The 11,623-nt window shown below is 60.6% G+C and carries 10 protein-coding genes; 3 read left to right on the top strand and 7 right to left on the bottom strand.

What is annotated here, in order from left to right; translation table 11 throughout:
* Window positions 1-57: 57 nt before the first annotated feature.
* The 3 genes from C5750_RS22390 to C5750_RS22380 all read right to left on the bottom strand — a co-directional run bounded on the left by C5750_RS22390 (window position 58) and on the right by C5750_RS22380 (window position 3,321).
* A complete protein-coding gene (locus C5750_RS22390) occupies window positions 58-630 on the bottom strand; it encodes a DUF6101 family protein (protein WP_105736943.1) in 573 nt (190 codons plus the stop codon).
* A 286-nt stretch (window positions 631-916) separates the two neighbouring features.
* Complete coding sequence (locus C5750_RS22385; protein WP_105736941.1) at window positions 917-2,332, bottom strand: FAD-binding oxidoreductase; 1,416 nt, start codon at window positions 2,330-2,332, stop codon at window positions 917-919.
* Entirely contained in the window at window positions 2,329-3,321 is a 993-nt protein-coding gene (locus C5750_RS22380; protein WP_105736939.1) for an L-threonylcarbamoyladenylate synthase, read from the bottom strand. Before C5750_RS22380 ends, C5750_RS22385 begins: the two co-directional genes overlap by 4 nt.
* 167 nt (window positions 3,322-3,488) lie before the next feature.
* Here C5750_RS22380 and C5750_RS22375 point away from each other — a divergent pair, with 167 nt between their 5' ends.
* Window positions 3,489-3,917, top strand: a complete 429-nt coding sequence (locus C5750_RS22375) for a hypothetical protein (protein WP_105736937.1) — start codon at window positions 3,489-3,491, stop codon at window positions 3,915-3,917.
* 51 nt (window positions 3,918-3,968) lie between these two features.
* On the opposite strand, the gene glyS is transcribed toward C5750_RS22375, so the two are convergent.
* The 4 genes from glyS to C5750_RS22355 all read right to left on the bottom strand — a co-directional run bounded on the left by glyS (window position 3,969) and on the right by C5750_RS22355 (window position 10,365).
* Entirely contained in the window at window positions 3,969-6,263 is a 2,295-nt protein-coding gene (gene glyS, locus C5750_RS22370; protein WP_105736935.1) for a glycine--tRNA ligase subunit beta, read from the bottom strand.
* Entirely contained in the window at window positions 6,263-7,198 is a 936-nt protein-coding gene (locus C5750_RS22365) for a glycine--tRNA ligase subunit alpha (RefSeq protein WP_199538023.1), read from the bottom strand. The genes glyS and C5750_RS22365 overlap by 1 nt, the downstream gene beginning before the upstream one ends.
* Window positions 7,199-7,377: 179 nt before the next feature.
* Window positions 7,378-9,195, bottom strand: coding sequence for a tetratricopeptide repeat protein (locus C5750_RS22360; RefSeq protein ID WP_105736931.1), 1,818 nt, complete (start codon window positions 9,193-9,195; stop codon window positions 7,378-7,380).
* Between the two features lie 153 nt (window positions 9,196-9,348).
* Entirely contained in the window at window positions 9,349-10,365 is a 1,017-nt protein-coding gene (locus tag C5750_RS22355; protein ID WP_105736929.1) for a polyprenyl synthetase family protein, read from the bottom strand.
* A 173-nt stretch (window positions 10,366-10,538) separates the two neighbouring features.
* Between C5750_RS22355 and C5750_RS22350 the strand changes: the two genes are divergently transcribed.
* Window positions 10,539-10,760, top strand: a complete 222-nt coding sequence (locus C5750_RS22350; protein WP_105737327.1) for a putative signal transducing protein — start codon at window positions 10,539-10,541, stop codon at window positions 10,758-10,760.
* A 3-nt stretch (window positions 10,761-10,763) separates the two neighbouring features.
* Entirely contained in the window at window positions 10,764-11,537 is a 774-nt protein-coding gene (locus tag C5750_RS22345; protein ID WP_105736927.1) for a methyltransferase, read from the top strand.
* Window positions 11,538-11,623 lie beyond the last annotated feature (86 nt).

The raw sequence follows: 11,623 nt of genomic DNA, 5'->3' as shown, positions 1-11,623 counted from the left end.
CTGATTAGGGCTCCAATGTCACAACAGCATGAAGGACTTGACGGTGAAACCGATTGTTCAACGGCTGCCGGACGCGATGATTTCCTCGCCGCCGACGACGAGACGCAGCCCGAGATTGCCCATCTTGCGGCGGGCGAGAAAACGCGGACGGCGGCGGCGCGGTTCACGGCCCTGGCGGCGTTCCATAGGATCGCCCACGGCAACCGGTCCGATGCTCTGTTCGAGCTGGCGGGCTTCGCCGTCTTCCTCGACCAGCATCATCGGCAGCTTGAACAGATTGGACCAGGCCCGCCAGTCCGCCGCGATGTCATTGAGATCATGGGCGACCAGCAGCGGCACCGAAAGGTGCGGATCGCTGTGCATCAGTTCGAGCGTTACGGTGATGTCGCCAAGCTCGTCCTCGGCGGCACGGGCCGTCACGCCCTGAAAGGCGCAGACCGGCAGGGCCAGCGAGACCGGCAGGTTGCTGTTCGGCAGCACACGCTTGACCACCGCACCGCGCTCATGCAGCGAGAAGGTAATGTCGCCCCGGTCATCGCGGGTGGCGTAGGTGACGGTCTGTGGCAGGTGGAATGGGTCGAGCCGGAATTCCTGGCCTGCCCAAACCGGCTTTGCTCCGGCTTTTTTCATGTGACGCCTTCTGTCGATCCTGAGAGCCGGTTTTCCGGTCTTCTCTTTTGTATTTCCCTGTAGAAGCGGACCAATTTTTTCTGGTCTCGTATGGGGAAACAATAGGCGCCAATCCCCCCGCTTCCGCTTAACGAACGCGGTTAACCGTTTCTCATCGCGGGGAATGGTTATCGAAATTCGACCATCGGTAAGATTTCAAAAAGAGAGATAAACAAAAGACTGACGGGCAAGCTCGACTTGCATCGAAACACGTCCCCGCCACGCATAAAACCATGAAACGGCGCGTTCAGATCACCTTGCCGGGATTCATGATGCCGGCCGGATCGAAGGATGCCTTGATCCGGCGCATCAGATCCAGCGCCACCGGCGATTTGGTTTGCGACAATTCCTTGCGCTTCAGCTGGCCGATACCGTGCTCGGCAGAGATCGATCCCTTGTAGGCGCGGACGATCCCGTGCACGCGGGCATTGACTTCGCCCCAGCGCGCAAGGAACGCCTCCTTGTCGGCACCGGCGGGCTGGGTGATGTTATAATGCAGATTGCCGTCACCCATATGGCCGAACGACACGATGCGCGCGCCGGGTATCATATCGAGCACAGCCGCATCGGCTTCGGCGATGAATTCCGGGATGCGGGCCACGGGCACCGATATGTCGTGTTTGATCGAGCCGCCCTCGGGCTTTTGCGCCATCGACATGGCCTCGCGCATATGCCAGAAGGATTTTTCCTGCGCGGTGCTGTCGGCGATGGTGGCATCTTCGACCAGTCCCGCTTCAAAAGCCTCCGTCAGAATAGCCTCGATGGTCTCGCGCGCATCCTCGGCAGAGCGCGACGAGGAAATATCGATCAGCACATACCAGTTGTGCACGCCCTGCAGCGGATCGCGCACACCTTCCGTATGCGCCACCGAAAACTCGACGCCGATACGCGGCATCAGTTCGAAGCCGGTGAGCGCCGCGCCCGCATGGCTCTGCGCCAGCCCCAGAAGTTTCAAGGCGTCTTCGGGGCTGTTCAGCCCGGCATAGGCAACGCCCTTGCCCTTGGGCAGCGGGAAGAGCTTCATCACCGCAGCGGTAATGACGCCGAGCGTGCCTTCCGCGCCGACAAACAGATCCTTCAGGTCGTAGCCGGTATTGTCCTTCTTGACGTAGCGCAGATCATTGAGAATCTCGCCCGTCGGCAACACCACCTCGACGCCAAGGCACAGTTCGCGCGTATTGCCATAGGCAAGCACCGCCGTGCCGCCCGCATTGGAGGAGAGATTGCCGCCGATCTGGCAGGAACCTTCCGAGCCCAGCGAAAGCGGAAACAGCCGCCCCGCCTGTTCAGCCGCTTCCTGCAATTTCTGCAGGACGACACCGGCTTCGACGATAATGAGATTGCCGGCCGGTTCGACGGAGCGGATCCTGTTGAGGCGCGACAGGGACAGGATAACCTGCTGGCCCGTATCATCAGGCATCTGGCCGCCGACAAGGCCGGTATTGCCGCCCTGCGGTACGATGGCCGTACCGGTTTCGGTCGCCAGTTTCAGAATGGCCGAAACCTCGTCTACGGTGGACGGCCGCAGGACCAGTCCAGTCTTGCCGCCGAATTTTTCCCGCGGCTCGATGAGGTAGGGTTCGATGTCGTGCGCGTTAAGCAGGGCATTCTTCTCGCCGACTATGGCAATGAAACGGGCAACAAGCTCTGGCGTCAGGGTCATTTGATCTGTTCCAACTCTTCTATGGGAGGCACCCGCGGCGCGGCGGCGCGGACAAGGCGGTCATTGATGGCTTCGCCCAGCCCGGTGAAGGGGATCGGCTCGACAGCGATGACGGCACCGCCGAGACGGTCGAGACGCTTCATGTAATCGAAAAGATTGGTGGCGGCTTCGCGCAGATTGCCGGTTTCGCTGAGATTGAGGTGCGCGCTTGCCCGGTGCGCATCCGCAGCACGGGTCGGGCCAAAGGCCAGGAGCGCCTCGCCAGCGCGGACCGCGTGCACATTGAGGCGGACACCTGCTGAAGGCGCGTAGTGGGAGGCCATCATGCCGGGTGCCTCGATCGCGGCACGCTGGTCCATGCGCCGCAGCGATTGACCTGTGAAAGCTTCGATCTCCTCGGCGGCAAGCCCGCCCGGCCGCAACAGCAGGACCGCATTGCCGTCCACCTTGACGATGGTCGATTCCAGACCGACCTCGGACGGGCCGGCATCGAGGATCAGGGCGATCTTGCTGCCAAGGTCATCGGCAACCGCCGCGGCGCTGGTGCCGCTGATCCTGCCGGATGTGTTGGCACTGGGGGCGGCCAGGGGATGACCGAGGGCAGCAATGATCTTTCCGGCAATACCGCGCGGCATGCGCAGTGCCACCGTATCGAGACCGGCGGCCACCAGGGGATGGATGTGCGTGCCGGGCCGCAGCGGCAGGACCAGTGTCAAAGGGCCGGGCCAGAACGCATCCATCAGCCGGCGCGACAGCGGATCGATCACCGCATAGCGTTCCGCCATGGCGACATCCGAAACATGGCAGATCAGCGGATTGAAATGCGGTCTGCCCTTCGCCTCGAAAATTCCGGCAACGGCATCGCCATTGGTGGCATCGGCGGCCAGGCCATAGACTGTCTCGGTCGGAATGGCGACAAGCTGGCCCGCAGCCAGCGTTTGGGCCGCCTTCAGAATTGCCTGTTCGTCTGGTGCTATTGTCTCGGCCAAAGGCGCATCTCCGATCGTGCGCATTGCCTACACGATGGGCAGGCCCTGTCGCAAGCCTGCACTGATGAACTCACCGTATGAGGTGATGCGTAAAATTGAATCCACCCGTGGTAAAAATTAGCAAGGTTTGCCTGATAAAGCTGAACGGTCAACGAGGATAGAGCCACATGTTCCGCCATCTGCTTGCCATCATTGCTGCTGCCCTGATCGCACCGGCCATCGCGCATGCCGGAGAATCCATCAAGCTCAAGGGGCCTTCGGCCCGGCCAAATTCCGTGACCTATGTTGGTTATGACAGTTTCGATGCCGATGGCAATCCGGTCTGCACGCCCTGCATCGAACAGCGGGCGGCGGAAGCTGCCAAGCTTCAGGCCTATCTGGAGCGCCGCGAAAGGTCGCGACAGTACATGGCGCGCCTCCAGGGCAATGGCCCCAAACCGGACTCTTTCGTCGCCACCGCCAACGCCGCAACATTGCCGTCAACGGATGCCGCAGCTGTCGCCCAAACACCGGCAGCACCGGAACCTGCGGCACCCTCCCCCGCCAGCGGACTGCTTGCGGTCGAAGCAACCCCGCTGCGCGCCAGCATGCAATAAGCCGGACCAAGGCAAACGGACAAACGCGAGGTTTTCGCGCCTGTCCCTTGATTATCCAGTGATTTTCGAGAAATCGGCGACCGTGTTGGTGGCCGTGCGAATGCGGGCAAGCAGCGCCAGGCGATTGGCCCTGATGTCGGGATTCCCGTCATTAACCAGCACATCTTCAAAAAATGAATCAACCGGTTCACGCAAAGCACTCAGTGCAATCATGGCGCCGGAAAAATCCTGTTTTTGAATCGCTTGCGCCGCATCCTTCTCAGCCTGATTCACCGCCGCAAACAGCGTCTTCTCCGCATCGAGCGCGAGCAGCGCCGGGTCAACCCTATCGGTGACAACCGTCCCCTTCTTCTCCTCGGCGCTCAGAATATTGGCCGCGCGCTTGGTGCCGGCCAGAAGATTCCTGCCCTCTTCCGAGTTGAGATAGACCACCAGCGCTTCGACGCGGCGGGCGATCAGCAGCAGATTGTCGGCGCCATCCGTCAGCACCGCATCGATCAGGTCATGGCGTGCACCGAGATCGCGCAGATGCACTTTCAGGCGATCATGGAAGAACGCCAGGAGATCAAGCAGAACCGGATGTGCGCTTTCGGCCACTTCTTCGCGCAGACGCTTTTCAAAGCCGGAAATGGCGTTGGTGACATCTTCCTCACCATCGACATCGCCGGAATTCTGGGCGGCCTGCTGCGCCTCGTAGCGCTCGACATGCTTTTCGATGGCGTCTTCGCGCAGCTGCGCAAAGGCTGTCTGGAAGAGCGGCAGCAGCGCGATCTGCCAGTCGCTTGAAAGCAGCAGCCGGATAACGCCAAGCGCCGCACGGCGCAGCGCATAGGGATCTTTCGAGCCCGTCGGCTTTTCGTCAATGGCCCAGAATCCGACCAGCGTGTCGAGCTTGTCGGCAAGCGCGACAGCCACGGAAACCGCGTCATCCGGCACCGTATCGGATGGACCCTGCGGCTTGTAATGTTCTTCAATCGCGGCTGCGACCGACGGATGCTCGTTCTGCAGCAACGCATATTTGCGGCCCATCCCGCCCTGCAGTTCCGGGAACTCGCCAACGATTTCCGTCGTCAGATCAGCCTTGGCCAGTGCGGCAGCACGGGCGGCCAGAACCTGGTCCGCGCCAACCAGCGGCGCGATTTCGCGGGCAAGCGCCTTGATCCGCGTGACGCGCTCGCCTTGGGTGCCGAGCTTGGCATGGAAGGTAACATTGAGGGCATCAAGCCGCGCCATGCGCTGATCAAGCGGCTTCTTCAGATCGAGATCGAAGCGGATGGCAGCAGCCGCGAGCTTTTCCATATCGGGCAGATCATGCTGGTCGGTCGTCCAGAAATAAAGCGCATCGGAAAGACGGGCGCGGACAACCTTGCCATTGCCGTAGGCGATCTCCTTGCCGCCATCGCTGGCCACGATGTTGGAAACCAGGATGAACTTGTTGGAGAGCTTGTCGGTCTCGCCTGATTTGCGGGTGACAAAGCACTTCTGGTTCGTCTTGATGGTCAGGCGAATGACCTCCGGCGGGATGGCGAGGAAACTCTCCTCGAACTCGCCCATCAGCACGACCGGCCATTCGACAAGCCCCGATACCTCTTCCAGCAGGCCTTCGTCCTCGACCAGCTCAAGGCCCGACGCAAAGGCTATATTCTGCGCATCCGCCAGAATGATCTCCTTGCGGCGATCGGCATCGAGCACGACCTTGGCCTTTTCCAGCTTGGCGACATAATCGTCGAAGCGGCGCACGGTGATCGGCTGGCCATCGCTGAGGAACCGGTGCCCATAGGTGATGTTGCCGGAACGCAGGCCACTCACCTCGAAATCGACGACAACCGGCTCTTCGGTCTCACCGCCGAACATGCAGACGATCGACTGGAGCGGACGCACCCAGCGCAGGCTGCCCGCCTTTGCCGAGGCAGCGCCCCAGCGCATGGATTTCGGCCATGGAAACTCGCGAATGATTTTTGGCAGGAGTTCGGCGATGATTTCTTCAGCCGGACGGCCCGGCTTCGTCAGATGGGCGACGTAGAAGTCACCCTTCTTCGGGTCGGTGTGCACGTGGGCCTGCGCAATATCCGTCAGACCGGCGGAACGCAGAAAGCCCGCAATGGCTGCCTCCGGCGCGCTGACACTTGGGCCTTTGCGGTCCTCGTGCACGTCCTTGGACCGTGCAGTCAAGCCACGGATGTCGAGCGTGAGGCGGCGCGGCGTCCAGTAGTCGCCAGCCGCTTCATAGGTCAGGCCAGCCTCGACCAGGCCATCGGTGACGAGCTTCTTCAGGTCACCCGCCGCCTTGCGCTGCATGCGGGCGGGAATTTCTTCAGAGCGAAGTTCGAGCAGAAGATCGGGCATTATACGGACTCACTCTTGAAATTGACGCCGCCGGCTTCGGTCAAAAGGAACGCCTCGCCGCACTGCCGGGCGAGATTACGGACCCGCAGGATATAGCTCTGCCGCTCCGTCACCGAGATCACACCGCGCGCATCGAGAAGGTTGAACGCATGCGAAGCCTTGATACACTGATCATAGGCCGGAAGGACCATGCGATGCATCGGGCTGTTGTCGCCGTCCTTGGGTGCGCCCGCGCGCAAAAGGGCTGCGCACTCGGCTTCCGCATCCTCGAAATGCCGCAGCAGGACCGACGTGTTGGCATGTTCGAAATTGTGCCGCGAATATTCCTGTTCCGCCTGCAGGAACACGTCGCCATAGGTGACCTTGTCGTCACCCTCAAGGCCATTGAAATTCAGGTCGTAGATGCTGTCGACGCCCTGGATATACATGGCGAGCCGCTCCAGACCATAGGTCAGCTCACCGGAAACGGGCGCACATTCAATGCCGCAGACTTGCTGGAAATAGGTGAACTGCGACACTTCCATGCCGTCGCACCAGCATTCCCAGCCCAGCCCCCAGGCGCCGAGCGTCGGGCTTTCCCAGTCATCCTCGACGAAACGCACATCATGCAGCAGCGGATCAAGGCCGATGGCGGCCAGCGAGCCGAGGTAAAGCTCCTGCAGGTTGGCAGGCGAAGGCTTCATGATCACCTGATACTGGTAATAATGCTGCAAGCGGTTGGGGTTCTCACCGTACCGGCCATCCTTGGGGCGGCGGGATGGCTGGACATAGGCTGCCTTCCAGGGCTTGGGACCGAGCGAACGCAGCGTCGTCGCCGGGTGGAACGTACCCGCGCCGACTTCCATGTCATAGGGCTGCAGGATGACGCAGCCATGCTGGGCCCAGTAATTATGAAGCGTCAGGATGAGACCCTGGAACGAACGGGTCGGGTGCATATGATCGGGCAATGGGACGGTCACCGGTCAGGCCTTTTTGACGGGAAATGGAGTGCCCGTCCTAAGGCGTGCCGTCTGGCCGGTCAAGAGAAAGGAAGCCACGGCAATGGCTTTCCCAGGCACTCGCAGCGGAAATCATGGCAAGGGTGCCGGGAAAGCACCCCCGTTTCACATGATGATCAGCCCTTGTTGTCCGGAGCCGGAACGGGAGCCGCCGGTTGCGGCGCCGGAGGTTCCGGCGCTTTGGGTGAATCGCCGCCATTCTTGGCGACGCCCGGCTCCTTCGCATCGGGAAGACCGTTCTTCAGCTTTTCCTCGATCTTGACCAGATCTTCGGGCTCGGGCTTGGAATCGCGGGCATGGGCCCACTGGAAAGTCGCCTCCAGCTTGCGCCCGGCGCGCCAATAGGCATCACCAAGATGGTCGTTGATGGTTGCGTCTTCGGGACGCAGCTTCACCGCCTGCTCCAGCTGGATAACCGCATCGGCATAATTGCCCATCCGGTAATAGGCCCAGCCGAGCGAGTCGACGATATAGCCATCCTGCGGGCGGGAGGCGACGGCCTTCTTGATCAGGTCCAGCCCCTGCTCCAGCTTGATATTCATATCGATCCAGGAATAACCAAGATAATTCTGCACCTGCGGCTGATCCGGATAGAGTTCCAGCGCCTTGGTGAAATTCGGTTCTGCCTTGTCCCACTGCTTCAGCCGCTCATAGGCGATGCCGCGCTGGTAGAAAATCATCCAGTCGTTGCGTTCGGGCTTTTCGATGGCGGCAACAGCCTTGTCATAGGTTTCGGCTGCCTTGGCGTAGTTCTTGTCCTGCGCATAGATGCTGCCAATGGCAAGGTAGGTGCGGATATCCTTCGGGTCGGCCGCCAAAAGACCGTTCAAATGCGTGATCGCCTCGTCATGACGCTTCAAGATGGCCAGGTTGATGGCAATCTGCATTTCCGCATCGCGGTTATAGGCGGAGTCGGGGGGAATGCGGGTAAAATACTCGACGGCCTTCTCCGGCTGCTCCAGCTTGGCGCTGATGTCGCCGATCTGGAAAAGGGTTGCATCGTGGTCGGGGCGCAGCGGCAGCGACATCTGCAGATAGAGTTTGGAAAAGGCCTCGGCACCGCTGCGGTTGATGGCGGTCGCCAATGTGTACAGCACTTCCGCCGCGCCCTGCTGCGGTGTCTGCACCAGCGGCTTGACCGTCTTGGCGGCCGAAAGCTGCTTGCCGAATTCGACCAGCACCATGCGACCCGACAGCACTTCCGATGCATCTTTGATCAGCGCTTCCGCGCCGTCCTTGTCACCGTTGCGCATCTTGAATGACGCGTAGGCCTCGATCAGCCGCTCATAGGTATCGGGGGCGGCAGCCAGGCTTGGGCGGTCGTCGAGAGCGCTTTGATAGAACGCCGCCGCCTTGTCCTTCTGTCCCGCCATGTCGGCGATGAGCGCCGAATTGTAAATCTTGAACAGGGCAAAACCGTCCGGGCCCTTCAGCTTGCTGATCATGGCCAGCGCTTCATTGGGCTTGCCTGCCCCCGCCCTGGCCCAGGCGGAAATCAGACCGGTGATCATTCTGTCGAGGTCTGACTGGAGCGACAGCAGCATCAGGTTGTCCACCTTCTGGTACTGCTTCTTGTTCATCGCATCGATGCCGAGCGCCAGACGCGAAAAACGTTCGATCTCCGGAACCGATTTCAGTTCCTGCGCAATCGGCAATGCCTCCTTGAACTGGCCATCGGTCAGAAGAACCAGCAGGAGACTCTGGCGCAATTCCTTGTTTTTCGGATCATAGGCAAGAGCCTGCCGGTAGAAGGAAATGGCGCTGTCGAAATCATTGCTGCGTTCGGCGGTGCGGGCAGAGAGAAAGGCACCGGACAGTGAACCGGCAGCAGTTGCCAGATCCTTGCCGGTCGCCGCCGGTGCGGAAATGACACTGATGGTCAAGGCAGCGAGTGTTGCGCCCATCACGGAGCCAAGCAATTTACTGCGCTGCATATACAAAATCCCTCTTCATTGTCGTCATTGTGAAATGATCGCCCGAATCCTCAGGAAAAGCATGGCCTTTTTACGGTCCACTCTCAAGTTTCATCGAAAGAATAAAGGCAACGGCCTGCCAGAGGCCATGGCAGGCGTTCGGTCCACAACGGATCAGTTCACGCGGCTGATGCAAAAGTCGATGACTTCCAGAAGGGCGTCCTTCTGCGGCGACTGATCGAGCGGGGCCAATGCATCGCGGGCAATGCCGCCAAAATGCCGGGCGCGCTGGATCGTATCGCTGAGGGCGCCGTAGCGGGTCATCAAGCCCTTGGCCTTCTCAAGCGCCTTGTCGTCGTTGGCGCCATTCTCCAGCGCGTCCTTCCAGAACAGCCGCTCTTCCGCCGTGCCGCGTCGATAGGTCAGAACCACCGGAAGGGTAATTTTGCCTTCGCGGAAATCATCACCGGTGTTCTTGCCGAGATCCTTGGCGTTGCCGCCGTAATCCAGCGCATCGTCCACCAGCTGGAATGCAAGGCCGAGATTGAGGCCATAGGAGCGCAATGCCTGGCGATCCGTGCGCGAGGACGATGCAATGATCGGCCCCACTTCGGCCGCTGCGGAAAACAGCGCGGCCGTCTTGGCCTTGATCACCGCCAGATATTCATCTTCGGTTGTCTCAAGGTTTTTTGCCGCCGCAAGCTGCATGACTTCGCCTTCGGCAATGACCGAAGCGGAGGTTGCCAGCACATCGAGCGCTTCGAGCGAACCGACGTCCACCATCATCTTGAACGCCTGACCGAGCAGGAAATCGCCAACGAGAACGCTGGCCTGATTACCCCAGATCATGCGCGCCGTGCTCTTGCCCCGGCGCAGGTCGCTCTCGTCAACCACATCGTCGTGCAAAAGGGTTGCCGTGTGCATGAACTCGACGCTGGTGGCCAGCTTGACGTGGCCATCGCCCTGATACCCGAACATGCGGGCAGCCGCGAGCGTGATCATCGGGCGCAGGCGTTTGCCGCCGGACGAGATCAAATGGTTCGCCACTTCGGGAATCATCTCGACGTCCGAACCTGCCTTGGACAGGATCAGTTCGTTGACACGGGCCATGTCGGCCTTGGTAAGATCAATCAGCGGCTGCACCGATCCCGTGCTGCTTTTCTTATCGTCCAGACTGACAACAACGCCCAAAACGAAACTCCTAAACTTCTCGCATAATGCGGCGACACCTTATTTTGACAGGCTATAACCCGCAAGCGGCGAATTGGCGCGCAAAAATGGCAGGGGTTACAAATTCGTGATAAAGCCCACACATGTGCTACAGGACTTATGGCACTTCCGGGCCAGTCATATGGGTAATGGCAATGATCGAAATCATGCGCACGAACGATCCTGTTCTCATCTCCTTTGTCGAATCACTGCTCAAGGATGCCGGCATTCGGCACTTTATCGCCGATTCCAACATGAGTGTGCTCGAAGGTTCCGTCGGTATTCTCGCACGCCGGGTGCTGGTCGATGCCAGCCGGGAGGATGAAGTGCGGCGCCTGCTCAAAGACGCCTGCCTCGAGCGCGAACTGCGCGGCTGATCCATGCCATCGACCGATACGCCCTATACGCTGGATGCATTCCATCGCGGCCGGTTTCACCTGCTCCAGCCCGCGCTGAAGGGACACCGTTCCGGGGTGGATGCGATGGTGCTTGCCAGCGCCGTACCCGATGATTTCTCCGGCCGTGTCGCAGACCTTGGCGCCGGTGCCGGCGCGGCGGGCCTTGCCGTGCTTGCGCGCTGCAGCAAGGCCAAGGCGGTCTTGATCGAACGTTCTGATTTCATGGCCGACTTCGCCCGCAGATCGCTTGCGCTGCCGGAAAATGCCGCCATCGCCGCCCGCACCGAACTCCTGCAGGCCGATGTCACCCTGACCGGCAAGGCGCGGGGTGCGGCGGGGCTTGCCGACAACAGTTTTGACTTCGTGATCATGAACCCGCCCTTCAACCGGTCCACCGACCGCGCGACGCCCGATCCGGTGAAGGCGGAAGCCCATGTCATGACCGACGGCATGATGGAGCAATGGATCCGCACTGCCGCTGCCATCGTCAAGCCCGGTGGAGCGCTTGCCATCATTGCCCGCCCGGCTTCGATTGCCGAACTGCTCGATGCCTTGCAGCGCCGCTTCGGCGGGCTGGTCATCGTGCCCGTGCAGCCAAGACCGCAGGATGCCGCCATCCGCATCATCATCCGGGGAATTCGCGGCAGCCGTGCGGGCCTTACGCTTGCCCCTGCCCTGATCATGCACCACGAGACCGGCAACGGGTTCACCGAGCGCGCAACAGCCATAAACAATGGCCTTACATCACTTTTGTAGCATTTTCCGCACGGCGCCATTGTGATTTCATGCGTACCGCCTACATGCGCATGACTTGAGCGCATGACTTGAAAGCATCAAAGGAG

Origin of the sequence: Phyllobacterium myrsinacearum, assembly GCF_002980555.1 — a bacterium.
Lineage (GTDB): Bacteria > Pseudomonadota > Alphaproteobacteria > Rhizobiales > Rhizobiaceae > Phyllobacterium > Phyllobacterium myrsinacearum.
Note: the sequence above shows the minus strand (reverse complement) of the source record. Positions and strands in the feature narration are given on the sequence as shown.

Bases quoted from the DNA above. Each gene is read 5' to 3' on its own strand.
- C5750_RS22390 (WP_105736943.1), bottom strand. From the start codon at position 630: ATGAAAAAAGCCGGAGCAAAGCCGGTTTGGGCAGGCCAGGAATTCCGG.
- C5750_RS22385 (WP_105736941.1), bottom strand. From the start codon at position 2,332: ATGACCCTGACGCCAGAGCTTGTTGCCCGTTTCATTGCCATAGTCGGC.
- C5750_RS22375 (WP_105736937.1), top strand. From the start codon at position 3,489: ATGTTCCGCCATCTGCTTGCCATCATTGCTGCTGCCCTGATCGCACCG.
- glyS (WP_105736935.1), bottom strand. From the start codon at position 6,263: ATGCCCGATCTTCTGCTCGAACTTCGCTCTGAAGAAATTCCCGCCCGC.
- C5750_RS22365 (WP_199538023.1), bottom strand. From the start codon at position 7,198: ATGCACCCGACCCGTTCGTTCCAGGGTCTCATCCTGACGCTTCATAAT.
- C5750_RS22360 (WP_105736931.1), bottom strand. From the start codon at position 9,195: ATGCAGCGCAGTAAATTGCTTGGCTCCGTGATGGGCGCAACACTCGCT.
- C5750_RS22350 (WP_105737327.1), top strand. From the start codon at position 10,539: ATGATCGAAATCATGCGCACGAACGATCCTGTTCTCATCTCCTTTGTC.
- C5750_RS22345 (WP_105736927.1), top strand. From the start codon at position 10,764: ATGCCATCGACCGATACGCCCTATACGCTGGATGCATTCCATCGCGGC.